Annotated in this window: 17 protein-coding genes; 6 read left to right on the plus strand and 11 right to left on the minus strand. The window is 66.6% G+C overall.

Translation table 11 applies throughout. The annotated features are described in order from the left end of the window. The first annotated feature begins 84 nt into the window (after nucleotides 1–84). Nucleotides 85–1158, plus strand: coding sequence for a sensor histidine kinase (locus FFS35_RS03740; RefSeq protein WP_171007493.1), 1074 nt, complete (start codon nucleotides 85–87; stop codon nucleotides 1156–1158). On the opposite strand, the gene FFS35_RS03745 is transcribed toward FFS35_RS03740, so the two are convergent. Beyond that, nucleotides 1155–1571 carry a (deoxy)nucleoside triphosphate pyrophosphohydrolase gene (locus FFS35_RS03745; RefSeq protein ID WP_137785767.1) on the minus strand — a complete coding sequence of 139 codons (417 nt, stop codon included), beginning with the start codon at nucleotides 1569–1571 and terminating at the stop codon, nucleotides 1155–1157. The genes FFS35_RS03740 and FFS35_RS03745 overlap by 4 nt on opposite strands. A gap of 39 nt (nucleotides 1572–1610) precedes the next feature. Here FFS35_RS03745 and FFS35_RS03750 point away from each other — a divergent pair, with 39 nt between their 5' ends. After that, nucleotides 1611–1817 (plus strand): Flp family type IVb pilin, encoded by a 207-nt coding sequence (locus FFS35_RS03750; protein ID WP_137785768.1) that lies wholly within the window; start codon nucleotides 1611–1613, stop codon nucleotides 1815–1817. Between the two features lie 138 nt (nucleotides 1818–1955). Continuing rightward, nucleotides 1956–2123, plus strand: coding sequence for a Flp family type IVb pilin (locus FFS35_RS03755; protein ID WP_137785769.1), 168 nt, complete (start codon nucleotides 1956–1958; stop codon nucleotides 2121–2123). Between the two features lie 58 nt (nucleotides 2124–2181). On the opposite strand, the gene FFS35_RS03760 is transcribed toward FFS35_RS03755, so the two are convergent. Further along, nucleotides 2182–3147, minus strand: coding sequence for a pyridoxal-phosphate dependent enzyme (locus tag FFS35_RS03760; protein ID WP_171007494.1), 966 nt, complete (start codon nucleotides 3145–3147; stop codon nucleotides 2182–2184). Nucleotides 3148–3286: 139 nt separating this feature from the next. Here FFS35_RS03760 and FFS35_RS03765 point away from each other — a divergent pair, with 139 nt between their 5' ends. The 3 genes from FFS35_RS03765 (at nucleotide 3287) to FFS35_RS03775 (ending at nucleotide 6503) form a co-directional block, all read left to right on the plus strand. Then, entirely contained in the window at nucleotides 3287–4519 is a 1233-nt protein-coding gene (locus tag FFS35_RS03765) for an alanine racemase (protein ID WP_137785770.1), read from the plus strand. Between the two features lie 107 nt (nucleotides 4520–4626). After that, nucleotides 4627–5706: a deoxyhypusine synthase gene (locus tag FFS35_RS03770; RefSeq protein WP_137785771.1), complete on the plus strand. Its 1080-nt coding sequence runs from the start codon at nucleotides 4627–4629 to the stop codon at nucleotides 5704–5706. Nucleotides 5707–5843: 137 nt separating this feature from the next. Beyond that, nucleotides 5844–6503: a PEPxxWA-CTERM sorting domain-containing protein gene (locus FFS35_RS03775; RefSeq protein ID WP_137785772.1), complete on the plus strand. Its 660-nt coding sequence runs from the start codon at nucleotides 5844–5846 to the stop codon at nucleotides 6501–6503. A 37-nt stretch (nucleotides 6504–6540) separates the two neighbouring features. Here the strand turns inward: FFS35_RS03775 and FFS35_RS03780 are convergent, their stop codons facing one another. Genes FFS35_RS03780 through FFS35_RS03820 form a run of 9 tightly spaced genes read right to left on the minus strand, consistent with a single transcriptional unit; the run spans nucleotide 6541 to nucleotide 18108 of the window. Further along, nucleotides 6541–8433, minus strand: coding sequence for an XrtA/PEP-CTERM system amidotransferase (locus FFS35_RS03780; protein ID WP_137785773.1), 1893 nt, complete (start codon nucleotides 8431–8433; stop codon nucleotides 6541–6543). Next, nucleotides 8433–9950, minus strand: a complete 1518-nt coding sequence (gene xrtA, locus FFS35_RS03785; protein ID WP_137785956.1) for an exosortase A — start codon at nucleotides 9948–9950, stop codon at nucleotides 8433–8435. Before xrtA ends, FFS35_RS03780 begins: the two co-directional genes overlap by 1 nt. After that, nucleotides 9950–11113, minus strand: coding sequence for a TIGR03087 family PEP-CTERM/XrtA system glycosyltransferase (locus FFS35_RS03790; RefSeq protein WP_137785774.1), 1164 nt, complete (start codon nucleotides 11111–11113; stop codon nucleotides 9950–9952). The genes xrtA and FFS35_RS03790 overlap by 1 nt, the downstream gene beginning before the upstream one ends. Continuing rightward, complete coding sequence (locus FFS35_RS03795) at nucleotides 11110–12114, minus strand: FemAB family XrtA/PEP-CTERM system-associated protein (protein WP_137785775.1); 1005 nt, start codon at nucleotides 12112–12114, stop codon at nucleotides 11110–11112. The genes FFS35_RS03790 and FFS35_RS03795 overlap by 4 nt, the downstream gene beginning before the upstream one ends. Further along, entirely contained in the window at nucleotides 12111–12941 is an 831-nt protein-coding gene (locus tag FFS35_RS03800) for an XrtA system polysaccharide deacetylase (protein WP_137785776.1), read from the minus strand. Before FFS35_RS03800 ends, FFS35_RS03795 begins: the two co-directional genes overlap by 4 nt. A gap of 3 nt (nucleotides 12942–12944) precedes the next feature. Then, entirely contained in the window at nucleotides 12945–13964 is a 1020-nt protein-coding gene (locus FFS35_RS03805) for an AAA family ATPase (protein WP_137785957.1), read from the minus strand. Between the two features lie 33 nt (nucleotides 13965–13997). Further along, nucleotides 13998–15605 (minus strand): hypothetical protein, encoded by a 1608-nt coding sequence (locus FFS35_RS03810; RefSeq protein ID WP_249341434.1) that lies wholly within the window; start codon nucleotides 15603–15605, stop codon nucleotides 13998–14000. After that, entirely contained in the window at nucleotides 15602–16597 is a 996-nt protein-coding gene (locus tag FFS35_RS03815) for an AAA family ATPase (RefSeq protein ID WP_137785777.1), read from the minus strand. Before FFS35_RS03815 ends, FFS35_RS03810 begins: the two co-directional genes overlap by 4 nt. Beyond that, nucleotides 16594–18108, minus strand: coding sequence for an XrtA system polysaccharide chain length determinant (locus FFS35_RS03820; protein WP_137785778.1), 1515 nt, complete (start codon nucleotides 18106–18108; stop codon nucleotides 16594–16596). The genes FFS35_RS03815 and FFS35_RS03820 overlap by 4 nt, the downstream gene beginning before the upstream one ends. Nucleotides 18109–18113: the final 5 nt, after the last annotated feature.

The raw sequence follows: 18113 nt of genomic DNA on the forward strand, positions 1-18113 counted from the left end.
TCGCTTACATGGACATTACGTTAAGCACCACGCGCGGATAGCACCGATCCGGCAGTAAGGCCGACGTAAGCAACGATGCGCACGATGCCCACGATCGGCCCGCATCACCGTATCCCGCGCGGGCGGGAGAAGCCTGACGTGTCTCCATCCCTCCCTCGCGCTGCCGCCTCGCTGCTCGGCTGTTTTCTGTTGATCGCGGGCGTCACCGCAGCGTCGCTTCATCTGTGGCCGGATCGCCCGTGGCTCCTGTTCGTTTTCATGGCGCTGAGCTTCGTCGTCATCGCGATCACGGCTGGTCGAAACGCGGGGTTCGCGAGCGTCGGCCTCGGGGCGCTTGCGCTAGCGTTCGCGCTGCCGGGTGAGGGTCTGGCCGTGCTGAACCCCGATGATGCGCTAGCGCTGGTCGCCACGGTGGCGCTTGGCTTGCTCGTCGTGTGGTTCGCCGCGCGTTCGGCCAGACGCTACGAGTTGCTTGCGGCGGAGCTCGAGAAAACGACGGCGGACCGCGATCGCGCCACCGCCCTGCTGCGCGAACTTTCGCATCGGCTGGCCAACGATCTCGCGATGCTGGTTTCCACCGCCTCGCTGGCTTCGCGCCAATCCAGCAATCCCGAAACCGTCACCGCGATGGAGAGCCTGATGTCTCGCCTCATCGTGCTTAGCCGGGTCTATCAGCGCCTGCGCGTGGATGAAGCCACCAGCGAGCAGGTCGAACTGAGCACATTCCTGGGCAGCCTTTGCAACGATATGCAGCAGACCCGCTTCAGCATGCGGCCGATCTCGCTGAAGGTCGATGTTGATCGATGCGCGGTTCCGCTCGCACAGGCGGTGATCCTGGGCCTGATCACGAACGAGCTGCTCACCAACATCTCCAAACATTCCTATCCCGACGATCGGCCGGGTAACGTGAGCGTGCAACTGCGGCCACATCCGTTCCGAACCGATGCGATGCAACTGACGGTCAGCGACGACGGCGTCGGCTTCACGCCAGCGGCTGACAACGGCACGCATCTGGGCCATCGCCTGATCGCGGCGCTCGCCTCGCAACTGGGCGGGGACATCGCGATGGCGCGCCGCGACGGGCAGACGATCGCGACGCTGCATTTTCCCATGGCCGCGCACGACGCCGACTCCTCACGAGCGGCTGAAACCCGCTAGCGAGCCTGCTCCGCCCGCAATGCAGCCAGCAGCGGCTCATCGGCGGCAGGCATTGGCAGCGCCGATAGCGCTTCCACGTCGGCCCAGCGCAATTCCGCGGCTTCCAGCGCATCCGGCTCGCCGCTCCAGCGACGGCAGCGGAACAGCATCAATACAAGATGCCGTGCATCGAGCCGCTGGCTCGCAAAGGTCACCGGCGCGAGATCGGCCGGGTGCACGACGATGCCCAGTTCCTCCTTCAGCTCCCGGCACAAGGCGTCCTCCGGCGATTCGCCGCGCTCGATCTTGCCGCCGGGAAACTCCCACAGCCCTGCCAGCGCCTTCCCGGCCGGCCGGCGCTGCATGAGCACGCGACCGGCCGGATCGGTGAGCGCCACGGCGACAACCGGAAAAAGTTCGATCTGGATGGTCATGTCGACAATTCGTTAAACCTGTCCTGCCATTTTTGGCTCATGTTCCGACAGCGACCATCTCGCCTGCCAGGATTTCGCGCGTTCGGCGCGAGGCTGCGGCGTGACCGGCGCGGGGCGACGGCGGTCGAATACGGCCTGATCGCCGCGCTGATCGTGGTGGTGATGATCGTCAGCATCGTGGAAGTCGCGTCGACGACGACCGGCATGTGGAACAACGTGGCGTCGAAAGTCGTCAACGCGCAATAACCGGCCCGCGACCGGCGGCAAAGAAATTCCGTCCTTAAACATTCCTCAACCTGACCAGTCTATCGATTCGCTCACTGGATAGGGGGACCCTCGATCCAGTCGGGTGACTGAAGCTTTGGCTACCACTGGAGATCGAAGATGCAGAAGATTCGTACCTTTCTGAAGAATTCGAAGGGCGCGACCGCGATCGAATACGGCCTGATCGCCGCGCTCATCGCCGTTGCAGCCATCAGCGCGATGGGCGCGCTGGGCAACAAGCTGACGACGACGTTCAACAACGTGTCGAGCAACATGAAGGCCACCTGATCCTTCAGGTTCTTCAATAGCGGAAGGGGCGGCGAACCATCGGTTCGTCGCCCTTTCTCTATCCGCGGGCAAGCACCGCGCCGAAAGCCGCGACATCGACGTTGCCGCCCGAGAGGATCACGAGCATCCCGGCTTCGACCGCGACCCGCCCGGCCAGCAGCGCCGCCAGCGCCACCGCGCCACCCGGCTCGACCACCAGGCGCAACCGCTCCGCCGCCCAGCGCTGCGCCGCCGCGACCTCCTCCTCGCTGACGGCGATCCCCTTCGCATCGCGGCGGGCCAGCACGTCGAAGGTGAGCGACGACACCTGTTTCGTCTGAAGCGCATCGCATGCAGTCGGCGGTGGATTGGGGCCGACCGGCTCGATCCAGCTCGACTCGAGGCTCCGCGCCATATCGTCCCACCCCTGCGGCTCCACGATGGTGATGCGCGCATCGGGCAGCGCGAGCGCGATCCCGGCCGCCAATCCCCCGCCCCCGCACGGAATGACCGCGTGGGAAGGCGATCCCAGCCCTGCTTCCGCCATCTGCCTGACAGCCTCGATCGCGGCGCTCCCCTGCCCCTCGATCACCCAGGGATCATCGAAGCTGGGCACCAAGGTCGCGCCTCGCGCCTCGGCAAGGCGGGCGGCGATCAGTTCGCGGCTTTCGGTGGCGCGGTCGTAATCCACCACTTCCGCACCCAGCGCGAGGGTCGATTCGCGCTTCGCTCGCGGCGCATCGGCCGGCATCACGATCGTCGCGGCGATGCCGAGGCGCCGTGCCGCCCAGGCGATTCCCTGCGCGTGATTGCCGGACGAAAAGGCCACCACCCCCCGCGCGCGCGAATCCGCATCCAGCGCCGTCAGCCGGTGCCATGCCCCGCGGATCTTGAAGGCGCCGATCGGCTGCAACGACTCGGCCTTGAAGGCAACGGGCACACCATTGATTTCATGAACGAAAAGCGGCGTCGGCGGCAGGATCGCGGCGATCTTTGCGGCGGCATCGCGCACCCCCGCCCGAGTGGGCTGTCGCACAATCGTCACAATCGATCTCTCATTGTCTAAATCCACTTTACAATCGGGGCCAGCGATCCTAACTCGCCCGTCCGCTGCCCCATGGGACTTCCAACCGCAAGGCAGCTTTTTTCGCTCGACGCCGCAAGGCAATTGGAGGTCCCTTGAGTTGCACCAGCATCATAGCGCGCTGGGGCTAGCTGCCCCCTCGATAGTTTCCGCCACCATCGTCGGCGGAGCCATTGACATTGCGAAGCGGAAGCCGGTTCAGCCGGTGACGCTGATCCGTCCGCACGCCGCCGCGCGGGCCGCCCGCTTCTTTTCGGAGAAGTTTCCGGGCCGCTCGATGTATGCGGTGAAGGCGAACCCCAGCCCCGAGCTGATCGCAACGCTGTTCGAAAACGGCATTACGCATTTCGATGTCGCCTCGATCGCCGAGGTGCGGCTGGTCGCCCGTGTCGCGCCCGATGCCACCTTGTGCTTCATGCATCCGGTGAAGGCGGAGGAGGCGATCGCCGAGGCGTATTTCACGCATGGCGTGCGCGTATTCAGCCTGGACAGCCTGGAAGAGCTGGACAAGATCACCCGCGCGACCCGCAATGCAAGCGATCTCACGCTGTGCGTGCGCCTGCGCGTGTCATCCGAACATTCCAAGCTCAGCCTCGCATCGAAATTCGGCGTGCCGGCGCACGAAGCGAAGCCGCTGCTGATGGCAGCGCGGCAGGCGGCGGATGCGCTGGGCATCTGCTTCCATGTCGGCAGCCAGGCGATGACGCCGGAAGCCTATGCCGAGGCGATGGAACGCGTTCGGCAGGCGATCGTCGATGCGGCGGTCACCGTCGACGTGGTGGATGTGGGCGGGGGTTTCCCCTCTTCCTATCCGGGAATGGAACCGCCGCCGCTGGAGCGATTCTTCGAGACGATTCACCGTGCCTTCGAAAGCCTGCCGATCAGCTATTCGGCGGAACTGTGGGCGGAGCCTGGTCGTGCGCTGTGCGCCGAATACAGCTCCGTCGTGGTGCGCGTGGAAAAGCGTCGCGGCAACGAGCTGTATGTCAACGACGGCGCTTACGGCGCGTTGTTCGACGCGGCGCATATCGGCTGGCGCTTTCCGGTCATATTGCTGCGCGAGCCGGAATCGACCGTGCGCGATCACCCGTTCTCCTTCTACGGCCCGACCTGTGACGATCTGGATCATATGGCGGGGCCATTCCTGCTGCCGGCGGACGTGCAGGCCGGGGATTATATCGAGATCGGAATGCTCGGCGCCTATGGCGCGGCGATGCGCACCGCGTTCAACGGCTTCGGATCGGACGAGACGATCGTCGCGCTCGATGAGCCGATGGTATCGCTCTACACGCTCGCCGAGCCGCAGGTCGCGAACAACGTCGTAACGCTGTAACAGCCGCAGGGCAGGGTTTCGGGCGGCAGCGCGCTTTTGGCGCGCCGCCGCCCTTGGGGTTTCCGCGTCCCCTTCAATGACGACGGTATCGCATGCGGGAGTTTCCCATGACCGACACACTCAACAAAACCGCCGCGGCAAACGCGCCGATCAACGACACCCGCAAGGCGGAACTGCTCTCGAAGCAGGTGAAGCATATCGACATCAAGAGCTTCGACGCGCGCCCGATCGTCGACGCGATGGCCGATATGAGCTTCACCAGCCGCGATCTCGGCCGCGCCACCAAGATCTACAACGAGATGCTCGCGGACAAGGATTGCACCGTCTGCCTCGTGATCGCCGGCTCCACCTCCGCGGGCGGCTGCATGGATCTGTATGCGGAGCTGATCCGCAACAAGATGGTCGATGTGGTGGTCGCCACCGGGGCGACGATCGTGGACATGGATTTCTTCGAAGGCCTCGGCCACAAGCATTATCAGGCGCAGGAAATCCCCGACGACGACACGCTGCGCTCGCTCTACATCGATCGCATCTACGATACCTATATCGACGAGGAGCAGCTTCAGGATTGCGACTTCACGATCAACAAGATCGCCAACGAACTGGAGCCGAAGGCATATTCGAGCCGGGCCTTCATCCGCGAGATGGGCAAGTATCTCGCCGAGCACGGCAAGAAGGAGAACAGCCTCGTCAAGCTCGCCTATGAGCATGACGTGCCGATCTTCTGCCCCGCTTTCGTGGATTCGTCGGCGGGCTTCGGCCTCGTCAAGCACCAAGTGGACAATGCCAGGGCCGGCAAGCCCTATCTGATGATCGACGCGGTGGCCGATTTCCGCGAACTTACCGAGATCAAGATCCAGGCCGGTACCACCGGCCTGCTGATGATCGGCGGCGGCGTGCCCAAGAATTTCATCCAGGACACCGTGGTGTGCGCGGAAATCCTCGGCCACGAGGATGTCGAGGTGCATAAATACGCCGTGCAGATCACCGTCGCCGATGTGCGCGACGGCGCCTGCTCCTCCTCAACGCTGCAGGAGGCGGCGAGCTGGGGCAAGGTGAACACCGGCATCGAACAGATGGTGTTCGCCGAAGCCGGATCGGTAATGCCGCTGCTCGCATCCGACGCCTATCATCGCGGGCACTGGAAGGATCGGCCGGAGCGCCGCTGGGCGAAGCTCTTCGCCTGAACCGGCAAAAGCCGGCGGGTGCTGTTCCAAAACGGGATGGCATCCGTCGGCAGGCGGGCATTCACCTTTATATTGTAATCAAAAGCTACTACCGGGACAGAAGGTAAAACTGATAAATCTGATCCGGGAGAATAGAAATGCTGCGCATGTTGACACCATCCATCGCGATCGCCGCGCTTGCTGCCGCGACGCCAGCCCTTGCCGACACCTATACCAAAGCCAGTTTCTCGGGCGGCACTTTCGGGGGCGGCGCAAACGTCCAGTCTCCCTTCAGCGGCAACGGGTTTTTTCCCGGTCAGACGTTCAGCGGCAGCTTCGTGTTCGACAACAATCTTATTCCGGCCGCGGGTTCGGGCTATGTCAATGTTTTCGGAAACAGTTTCCCGGACTATGCAAACATTCCCGCCGCGGACCTGTTCACGTTCAATTTCGGACCGTTGACATTCAACGCCGCCAACGCAGCGTCGCCGGCCGCCGTTCAGTATAACAACGGCAATTTCAACGGCTTCTTCTACATTTCCGATTTCGCCTTCCAGGGCGCGAATTACCAGTTGCAGATCCAGGGCGGCAGTATTTCCGTCGTGGCGCTCGATAATCAGGGCAATCCCGGCTTCAACAGCCTGGTCAATGGCTACATCAACATCGGCAATAACGCCGTGACCGATCAGGCTCCCTACGTGCCCGTGGTCGCGGGCGGCGCCGTGCCCGAACCGGCGACCTGGGCCATGCTGATCTTCGGTTTTGCCGGAATCGCCGGATCTATGCGCCATCGCAAGGCGAAGGTGTCGTTCGCCTGATTCGATCGGCTGAGCGGAATGATGGATATCGTTCCGCTCAGCCGAACAGCCGCGTCAGGCTTTTTTCCAGCATCACGAACTGCCACAGTGTCCGGCCGTGTTCCTCACGGCCGACCCGGTGCGCCTCCGCCAGCCGCGCGATGCGATCGAGATCGAACCATCCGGTATCGGACAGCGTGCGTGACCTGGCGAGCGCCGCCGCCTGCGCCGCCAGCGGGCCGCGAAACCACGCGCCGACCGGCGTGACGAAGCCCATCTTCGGGCGATAGAGTATATCCTGCGGCAAATAGCGCTCCAGCGCCTTCTTCATCAGCCATTTGCCCTGCCCGTGCCGCAACCGCATCGAGCCCGGCAGCCGGGCGGCGAATTCCACCAGCCGGTGATCGAGCAGCGGCTCTCGCACCTCCAGGCTCACCGCCATGCTGGTGCGATCGCTCTTGGTGAGGATATCGCCGGGCAGCCAGATCTTCATGTCGGCATATTGCGCACGATCCAGCCCGTCACGCGCAGGTGCATCCCGCATCGCGATGACATAGCGATCCTCCGCCCGATGACCGGCCAGCGCGCGCCGCGCCACGTCGCTGAACAAGGCGCCGCGCAACTCGGGCGTCGTCACGCCTACGGCGCGGGCGTAAGCCTCGCCCCCGTCCGCCGCCAGCTCGAGCAGGGTTGCCTTGGCGCGCAGCGGCCGGGGCGCCCAATCCGCCTTGGGATACATCCGCCCCAGCGATCCGAACAGGCCCGCGCGCAGCCCGGCCGGCAGCATCCCCCTCACCCGTTCCTCGGCGGCATGAAACCGATAGCGACGATAGCCGGCCAGCGCCTCATCAGCCCCGTCGCCGGACAGCGCGACCGTCACCTGCTCCCGCGCCAGCGAGCACACCTGCCACGTCGCAAGCGCCGACGCATCGGCGAACGGCTCGTCGAAAGCGTGGGCGAGCGTATCGATCAGGCCGAAATCATTCGCGTCGACGATCCGCTCGCGATGATCGGTCGCGAAGCGCGTGGCGACGGCAGCCGCATGGGCACGCTCGTCATAGTCGGAAGCGTCGAAGCCGATCGTGCAGGTCTTCACCGCGTGCGGCGACTCCTCTGCCATCAGCGCGACGACAGCGGAACTATCGACACCGCCCGACAGGAAAGCGCCTAGCGGCACATCCGCCACCATCCGCGAGCGAACCCCCTCCCGCATGTGCGCGAGCAATTGCGCCCCCAGCGCGTCAGCGTTGCCCGGCACGCGATCGGCGAAGGAGATATCCCACCAGCGGCGCGGGGCGGGCACCGGCTTGCCGCGCTCGACGAGCAGGTAATGGCCCGCCGGCATCTTCTTCACGCCGGCGACGATGCAGGCATCATCCGGGACATAGCCGAATGCCAGATAATCCTCGACCGCGCGCACATCCGGCACGCGCCGCACCAACGGATGCGCGAGCAACCCCTTCAATTCCGATGCAAAGGCCAGCGCCCCATCGGCCAGTTCGGCATAGTGAAGCGGCTTTACGCCGAGCCGGTCCCGCGCAAGGAACAGCGTGTTCGCGCGCGCATCGTGGAGCGCGAAGACGAACATGCCGACCAGGCGATCGAGCATCGCCGGCCCCCAGGCCTCCCAGGCAGCGAGCAGCACCTCGGTATCCCCGTCGCTGCGGAAGGCCCAGCCGCGTGCGGCCAGTTCGCGACGAAGCTCGCGGTAATTGTAGATCTCGCCGTTGAAGCTGATCGTCAGCGCGCCGTCTGCGCTCGCCATCGGCTGGGGCGAGCCCGCGACATCAATGATCGACAGCCGGCGATGGCCGAGACCGACGCCCGGCGCAGTCCACACGCCAGCTCCATCCGGCCCGCGGTGTGTCATCGCATCGGCCATCGCGCGCACACGGGCGGGATCAACCGGCTTCGGCGTACCCGAATAGTAGAGCCCGGCGATGCCGCACATCAGCGCGGCGCCGTCACGCGATCGGCGACCCCATCGATCGGGCCGAGCGCCGCACGGAAGCGCTCGATCGCGGCGCGCGCGTTCGGCCCCTCCGCCGACAGATGAATCGCGACCGCCGCCTGATCGCCGCCCAGCATCCGCGCCTTCAACGTGGCGAATTTCACGATTGTCTCTTCCCCGGTGACCATGCCGCCGGCGCGATACCATGACGCCACCATCCGCTCCACCGGGCCGGGCGCCGTGATCCGCATCGTGCTGCCGCCCGCCACGGCCGGCTCGTCCGACACGCGCACCCACACATCATTCTCGCGCAGCGGGCCGGTGCCGAACGCGGCGAGCTTGTGCCCTTCGCGCTGGCTCGCAAAGACGGCGACCGCCATGTCCACCACCTCCCCGGCACCGTTTGCATAACGGCCGAAAAGGTAATGATCGGCAGCGGGATAATAAGGTTGCCACGGCGCCGCCACGCTGAGCGGCGCGCGCTGCCAGCCCGGCACCTGCGGAAGCGTGATCCGGCCCGGAAGCGGCGCGGCGCGAGCAGCGATCGCGGCGCTCCACCCCGCGAACAGCCCCGCTGTCGCCAATACCAGCGCTGCCGCCGGAACGAGCGCAAGCCTGTGGCCGAACGCGTGCGACAATGCGGCCGGATCGAACGCGGGGTCATCCGGCGCACGATCGAACCACCGCCAGCCGATCGCCATCACAACGGCCATCACCGCGCCGAAAAACAACCAGCCATAGACGATGTGATCGAACCCCGTCGCCCGCTCCACCGATGTGAGATTCGCGGCATAGATCGTGCCGAATGCGCGGACACCGTTGGCGATCACCGGTACGATGATGCAGACCATGAGAAACATCGCCCGCCGCCGCCACGCGGTGAAGCACAGGTTGGCCACCAGCACGCCATAAGCGAGCATCGCGATAACAAATTTAGCGCCGGAGCAGGCTTCCGCTACCTCGAAGTAATAGCGGCCGGCGTGGATCAGCACGCCGTCGACTACCGCCGGCACGCCGACCAGATGGAGCAGCGGCAAGGTGATCGCCACCGTCACACGCTGCAATGGCGGCTCCAGCATCTCGCCGAACGGCACGAGGAACAGGGCGTAGCACAAGGGAAACATCAGCCCGCGCGCGACATTGGCGCCCAGCAGCGTAACGACCGCGCCCTGCAGCATCATCACCAGCCCGAATTGCCGCGCGAACGCCACACCCGCCGCGTCGCCGACCAGCCAGCCGAAGCCGCCCGCCGCGACGATCGCCAGCCCGGGCCACCAGGCATGCGGTTGCAACGCCGCCAGCTCGCGCCGCCGGATCCACACCAGCCAGCCGATGACCGGGCCGATGAACAGGCAATGGCCGAAGGTGGTGCTGGTCCACCAGATCGACACGAGGTGGAACAGATCGTGATGAAAGGTCGCAAGTATCAGCGCCGTCACCAATCCCAGCGCGAGCAATGATCGCCGCCATTCCGGCGTGGCCGATCGCGGCGCGGCGGCTGGGGCGAGCGCCAGCATCATGCCGCCGCCCGCGTCTCCGGCGAAAGGCCGAGCAGGCGATCGAGCGGCGCCAGCGCGGCGCCCCAATCGTATCGGGCGATCACCCGCGCGCGCGCGGCATCCCCCAGCGCGCGCGCGGCGGCCGGATCGGTAAGCAGCGCATTCACCGCCGCGACGAACGCATCGGCATCGCTTGCAACGCGGATGGTGCCGTCATGATCGATGCCCTCCGCCGCCGAGGAAGCGACGACCGGACGGGCCATCGCCATCGCCTCCAGCACCTTGTTCTGCACGCCGCGCGCGAGCTTCAGCGGCGCCACCACCACGCTCGCCGCGGCAAGCCAGCCGCGCACGTCCGCCACCTCGCCGGTGACGATCACGCGATCGCGCGCCAGAGCGCGCACCTCCGCATCCGGCGCGCGGCCGACGATCGCGAAGCGCACATCCGGGATGCGCGGCAGCATCTCGCGCGCGAACCACAATACCGCCTCGATATTGGGCCGATAATCCATCTGCCCGGTAAAGACGACCAGCGGCCCCTGCCCCACCACCGGCACATGCGGCACGGCGGGATCATAACGTTTGGTATCGATGCCGTTCTCGACCGCGAGGCTGCCGGGCAGCAGCGCCGCCTCCGCACCGCTCACGAACAGGCTGGCATCGACACGCCCCGCCACCTCTCGCTCGAACGTGGCGAGCAACCGGGCCTCGCGTTGCATCATATGCCGCGTCACGCCGCCGGCATCCTGCGCGTAGGCGGCGAACTTCGCGGAATCGAGATCGACGAAATCCATGATCGTGCGCGGCCCGGACACGGGGAGATACTGCGCCATCTGCCCGGAAAAGACGTAGATGGCGTCGATCGGCCGCCGCGCGAGGATATCGCGCACCGCGCGTTCGACCTGCGGATGCGCGAAGGCGGCCAGCGACACCGGCTGCGCGGTCGCGAGCGCCTCTACCGACGCGCGGATCCGCGATTTGGTGCGCGGGACGATGACGCATTCATCCACCAGCGCGCGATGCGGCGGGGCGGGCGCCAGATCGCGCGGATCATCGGCGAACGCCACCAGATGCACCCGTGCGCGCGCCGCCAGATGACGCAGCACATGAAAGCTGCGGATCTTGTCGCCGCGATCCGGCGGAAACGGCACGCGATGGGCCAGGAACAATATCTCGCTCATCCCAGGCCCCGGCTGATCCATGGCCCGATCAGATTGGCGAGCGGCAATGGCAATCGCCGCCACGTCCGCACCATCAGCGCATATTTCGGATTGAGCGGATTGACCGCGCGTGCCGCGCCCTCGCTCCACCGCGCGTAAACCAGCGGCACCCCCGCAAAGCCCCAGTTCCGCTTGAACGCCGCCGCGCCCGTCCCCGCCTTCGACCGGCCGAAATCGAAGCGGGTGCAGCCGCGCGCGCGCGCGTGCGACATCAGCGCGAAATACATTCGGTCGTTGGCGCGCAGGTCTCTCGCCGCCACGGTGCCGCCACCCCAGTAAGGATAGACCGTATCGTTGAGATAAAGGCTGAGAACGCTGGCAACGGGGCGCCCCTTGTGGCGCACGGTCACCACGTCGGCATCCATCGTTTCCAGAACCGCGCGGAATAGCGCGCGCGGGAATACGGGGGTGCCGAGATTGCGGACCGATTCGGCATAGACCGCATAATGCTCGTCCGCGCACTCGATGCCGCCGCTTGCGATTTGCAGATCGTTCGCCAGCGCCCTGCGCACTTCCGCGCGCTGCTTGCGTGGAATCGCCGCGAGTTCGGCATCATCGTCACTGGCGAGCGGGCGGACGAAGCCGAGGTACGTGGTGTCGTCGATCGCCCAGCCATCGGGCGCCGGGCCGCCACGCAATTCGATCGACGGCAGGCCGAACGACCGCGCCGCCGCGATCAGAACGTCCGCCCCTTCGCCGAGCAATCCGCCATCGACCGCAAACCCGGCCGAGACCAGTGCATTGCCGAACAGCGGCGAGCGCATCTCGGTTAGCGGAAGCAGGCCGACGATCGCGTCGCCGCGCTGCGCCACGAGATAACGCGCGCGCTGGCCGCAGCCGCGCTCGACCGCACGGCTCCAGGCCGGGAGATGAAACGGCGTCGCCCCCGGTTGCGCATGGACGAATGCCGCGATCGCCGCATCATCCGACCGCGCGGCCTGACGCGCGACGACGCAGCTCATCGGCCTGCCGCGATCGCGTCGATCCGCCCCCATTGGTGACGCCCGACCAGCCCCCTCAGCTTGCCCGCCATCGCGCCAAGCCTGCTGTAGTGCCGCAATTTCGAGCGGAGCGGCGCGCTCGCGACCCGCGGCTGGCCGGGATCGACCTCCCACGGATGAAAATAGAAGATCGCCGGCTGCCCGGCTGCGTTGACCTGTCGCACCGCGAAATCGGTGAGCGCGGCGGGCAAGAGACGAAAGAAGCCGCCGCCGGTTGCCAGCCTGCGGCCGCCGACCTGCGCGACCGTTACCGGCAATTCGACCAGCGCGGCGTCCTTCAGCGGATGCCAGGCATAGCGCGGGCTTTCGCGCCAGCCATAATGATCGTGCGCGATCGGCGCGACGCTGGAGGAATAGGCATAGCCCTCCTCCGCCAGCACCTGATGCGCCCAGGGCGTGCGCGCGTCGATCGAAAAGCTCGGCGCGCGATAGCCGGTGACGGCGACGCCCCCGGCATCCTCCAGCGTGGCGCGCGTGCGGCGCAGATCATCGCGAAAGGCGGCCGCGTCCAGCGTGAAGACGCGCGCGTGATCCCAGCCGTGGCTGGCCAGCTCATGCCCCTCCGCCACGATGCGGCGGATCAGCGCGGGATGACGCGCCGCGACCCAGCCAAGGGTGAAGAACGTCGCCTTCACCGCTGCCTCCGCGAAGAGATCCAGCACGATGCCGGTGTTGCGCTCGACGCGCGATTGGAGCGCATCCCAATCGCCGCGAACGATCGTCTTCTCGAACGCGCCGACCTGGAACCATTCCTCGATATCGACCGACAGGCCGTTCAGCACAGCCATGGCTCAGGCAGCGGCGCCGCGCACCGCCTCCAGCCGCGAGGACGGCGGGCCGACCTCATTTTCCACCCAGTCGACCAGCAAGGTCAGCACGCGTCGCAGCGCCGCATCCTGCTCCTCGATCCGCGCCTCCAGCGCGGCGATGCGTTGCGCCAGCGCCGCCGCGTCCGTGCCGGTGATCGCCGCTGTCGCGGCGGATGGCGAGGCGGTCGGCAGATCACGCACCGCATCCGCCTGCACATCGTTGATGAGCGCCGCATCGATCAGCGTCGCGCCGACGATCGCGGCGTGCAGCATGACGCGGCCCATGAGCTGGTTCACACGACGCGGCAGCCCGTTCGTGATGCGGTGAAGCAGGGGAAACGCGTCCTCGGCGAAATCGGGCTTTCCCTGCCAGCCGGCGACCTGAAGGCGGTGGCCGACATATTCCGCGATCTCATCCTCCCCCATCGGATCGAGGTGGTGGATCGCGATCACGCGCTGGCGCAATTGCTCCAGCGCTTGCGAACCGTGCAGCCGTTCGCGGAACTCGGGCTGGCCGAGCAGGAAAATCTGGAGCAGCGCCCGCCCGCCCGACTGGAAATTGGACAGCATCCGCAATTCTTCGACCGCGGAGATATCCAGCGCCTGCGCCTCATCGACGATCAACAACGTGCGGCGCCCGGTGCGCGCGACGGCGTTCAGCCCGCGCTCGATCACGGTGAGCAGTTCCGCCTTGTTGCGCGGCGCATCGGCGACGCCCAGGCCGCTCGCCACGATGCGCAGCAGATCGTCCGCCTCGATCGCGCTGGAGACGAGCGAGATCACGTTGAGGTTCGCCGGATCGATGCGCGAGGTGAGATGGCCCACCAGCGTCGTCTTGCCCGCGCCGATATCGCCGGTGATGACGATGAAGCCCTCGCCCTGCGCCAGCCCATAGCCGAGATACGCCATCGCCTTGCGATGCGTGGCGCTGTCGAACCAGTATTTCGGGTCGGGCGTGAGCTGGAACGGTCGCTCGCTCAACCCGAAATGATCCTCATACATCTTGCGATGTCCCTTGTCTTTCACACCGCCTCGTCACTGGAACGTATACCTCGCGCCAAGGAGCCCCTGCGCGGACCAGGTGCTGTCGAATCCGCGCTGATCATAGGTGTAGATGCCGAGTGACGCGATGGTGCCCAGACGGCCGAAGCGATGCTGGTAACTGCCCGTCAACCCCGCACCAAGCACGCCCTGCGCACCCGGCACACCGCCGTCGTAATAGTTCACGAACAGATTGGCATCGACCTCCGACACGCGGCTAAGCGCGCGGGCGTAGAATATCTGGGCGTAATAGCTTTCATCGTTGGTGCCGAGGATGGCGATGCCCGGCGCGGCCGGCGGCGCATAAAGCCTGCGGTTGGCATAGCCGAAGCCCAGCCCGACGCGCGAGCGCCCCTGCGTCTCGCTATAGACCACGTCGATGCCGCGCGTGCGATAGACGGCGGTGCTGACCGACTGGAACGCGCTGTTGAGGCAGCCGCCCGCCCCGCCGGTCGCGGGTTGCGCGGCAAAGACACAACCGGCGAACTGCTGGCCGAAGCCGTCGTTCTGCGTCTGGAAGCTCGTCGGCAGTGTCGAGAGGCCGTCGCGAAGCTGACGACCGAAGGTGGTGACGCCATCATAGACGACCGCGCGCACCGCGCTGGTGGGCGACAGGCGCCACGAGAGCGAGCCAAAGTACGTCTCGCCGCCGTAGCGATAGCCGGCACTCGCCTGAAGCTCCAGCCGCGGCGACGGGCGCCATACCACGCCCGCGTCGTAGATCAGGCCATCGGTATTGTAGGCGATCCGGCGCGGTGAATTCGGATCGGTGACGAACCGGCCATTCCCGTCCAGCACCGGATTGCCATTCCCGTCGATCAGCGGATCGCGCTGAGTCGCCCTGATCTTCTCATAGCCCACCCCAGCGCGGACCGCGACGGTGCGGCTGACCGGCTGGATCACGTCGACGCGGGCGAACTCGCCCTCGTAGCGCTGCGAAAGCTGGCTGGCGAAATCGCGCTCGAACGCGCCGCTCACCGTGATGCCGAATGGCGCGATGCGGCCCGCGCCAACCCCGATCGAGGCCATCGCGAGATGGCTGGTGGAATCGTCGAAATAATCCTGCCGCGGTGCGCCGGGCGCGAGGCTGGAGAAACCCGGAACGCTGACCTTCGTGTAGCCGAAGCGATAGGCGGCGCTCACCTGAGCCGGCCCGGCATTGGCGGCGAACTGCGGCCCGATATAGGCGGAATAGACGTTCGAGACGTTCGCGGAATTGTCGCTGAACAGCCCCGGCGCCGGGCCGTTGATGTCGGCACGCGTGCGCGTCGCCAGGCCGCCCGCGTCGATCGAGAAGTTTGGCGTCAGCTTCACCGAGCCGCGCGCGAGACCGGAAATCATGTCCACGTCGGCCAGTGAGCCGTTCCACGGGATGCGCCGCTCGTAACGCGCGCTGATCTGCCCTTCGGCCCGCCCGTTGGACACGCCCGCATCCACGCCGACCGCCACCTGCGTCCAGGTCACCACATCGTCATGCGTCAGATCGGCGCCGATCGCCTGCCCCAGTTCGATATAGGGCGCGACATAGCGCGTATCGGCCAGCGCGGGTGCGGCGGCGAGCGCCCCGCCCGCCAGCGCGGCGGTGAACATCACTGTCCTCATCGACGGTCCCCCTGACCGTAATAGCTGCCGAACCGACCGCGATGCGGCTCATAGGATACGGCGTTGAGCACGAGACTGATATGTTCGCAGCCGTCCAGCAGCGCCACCGCTTCGCGCACGTCATGCTCGGTCGTGCGATCCGCGCGCACCACCAGCATCACCTGCGCCACCAGCAGCGCCAGCACCGATGCGGGCGACGCCGCGAGCGCGGGCGGCGAATCGAACACGATGATGCGGCGCGGGTCGGCCGCGAGCAGGCGATCGAGGACATGCGCGGTGCGCGCGCTGGCCAGCAGCTCCGTATCGGCATGCGTGCGCGCGCCGGCCGGGAGCAACGACAGCTGCGGCACATCGGTTTTGATGACGCACAGTTCCGGATCGATCGAATGATCGCCGAGGATATCGAGCAACCCGGTCGCATCCTCCAGCCCCAGCGAGGCCATCACATCGGGCTTGGCGAAATCCGCATCGACCAGCAGCACCTCGACGTCCTTCTCGGCGGCGAGGCTGATCGCGAGATTGATCGCGCACCACGTCTTGCCCTCGCCGGGCTTGCCCGATCCGACCAATACGGTGCGCGCGCGGCGCTCCGGCGTGCCGGCGGCGATGGCGCGCGCGTTGAGCAGCAACTGCCGCTTCACCAGCCGGAATTCCTCCGCAAGCGCCCCGATCGGGGCGCCGGGCACCAGCATGCCCTTCTCGGCGAGCATGGCGCGATCGAGATGCGCTATCCCCGCCGGCGCGCCCCGATCGTCCTCACCATCGGAAGATACCGCGAAATCACGCAGTTCGAGCGGGATGGCCGCCAGCGTCGCCGCCACTTCCGGCGACATCGCCTCGACAGGCGGCAGGCGCGCCGGCGCCGGATCGTCACCTTCGGGCCGCGCGATGATCGACGCGGCGCGTCGCACGCGGAACTGCGCGTCGAAATCATAGATCTGCGCGGCGCGCTCGATCAGCGATTCGTCGCGGGAGACGGGCGCCTTGGTCATGCCGCCATCCCCCGTTGCAGCATCTCGACCCCCAGGAGGATCACATAGCTCGCGAGCAGCGCCGCCGTGCCCCCCGCCAGCCATTTCAGCTTTCTGCTGCGATCCTCTGCCTGTACGCGGGTCACCATCTCGCCGATCGACCCGATCACCGGCATGCCCGAGGCTTTTTCGAGCCGCTGCCCGGTCGGGAATGTCGCCTGCACCTGCCCCAGCGCAAAGGCCGCGCCGAGCCCGCCAAGCAGGCCGGCAGCGAGCACCCCCGTCAACAGCAGCGGGCGGTTGGGAGCGGTCGGCGTGCGTGGGCTGGTCGGCGGATCGATCACGCTGAACTTCACCGCATCGGTCTGCGTCTGCGCCTGGCTGTGGAGCGCGACCTGCTCGCGCTGGGCGAGAAGCTGGTCGTACTGATCCTTGAGCACGCTGTAGTTGCGATCGATCCCGCCCTGCTCCGCCGCGACCGCCGGATCCTGCGCCAGCTTGGCATTCAAGGTATCGAGATCACCCTGCAGCTGGCGCTTGCGCACCAGCAGCGCCGTCACCGCTGCCTGGCGATCCGCGCGCGTCGACTGGAGCGAGAGGAACGCCGGGTTGTCAGCCGTCGCGGCGCTGGCGGCCGGCTCGCTGCGGGCATCCGCCTGTGCCTGTGCGAGTTGCGCGCGCAGGGCGACGACATCGGGGTGGTTGTCGGTATATCCGCGCGCTCGCGCATCGGCGAGCTGGCCCTGGATCGCCGCCAGCCGCGCGCGGGCCGGCCCCATTCCCGGCACCGGCCCGGCACCCGGAACATTGCGCGGCACGCCCGCCATCTGGCCGTTGAGCGCGGCAAGGTTCGCCTGCGCCGCGGCAAGATCGCTATCCACCTGGCCCATCTGGGCACGCGCCGCGCCGATGCGATCGCTCACCGATCCGGTGCCCGGCAGCGACCCGAGATAGCGGTTCTGGAAATCCGCGCGCTTGCCCTCCGAATCCTGCAGCTTCGCGCCAAGCGCCTGAAGCTGGGAATCGAGGAATTGCAGCGTTTGCGAACTCTGGCTGCGATCATCCGACAAATTCTGCTCGACAAACAGGTCGATCAGCTTCTGCGTGACCTGCCGCGCGGTGCGCGGAGAAGAAGCGGTGGTGGCGATTTCGAACAGATTGTCCTGCTGCGCGGTGATCTTGATCGCGTTCTGCAAACCCGCGACCCGATCGGCGACGGCGCGATCGGTGGTCGCACCCTGCGCCAGATCGGTGCCGCGCACCACCTTTTCGAGATTGACCGCCGATGTGAGCGTCTGGCGCACCGTGTCTATGTCGCGCGCCTGATCGCCCGCGCCCCCGCCATTCGCGCCCGTAGGCAACACCTGCCGCACCTGCACGAAAATGCGGGCGTGGCTCTCATAGCGGCTCGGTATCTGGCTGACGAACAGCCAGCCGATCACGCAGATGCCCCACGCCACCGCCAGCGCAAGCCAGCGGCGGGTCCACATCATGTGCGCGGCGATGCGTATCTCTTCGAGCAATCCCGACACGCCGC

The sequence above is a fragment of the Sphingomonas sp. 3P27F8 genome (genome assembly GCF_005502745.1).
Taxonomy (GTDB): domain Bacteria; phylum Pseudomonadota; class Alphaproteobacteria; order Sphingomonadales; family Sphingomonadaceae; genus Sphingomonas.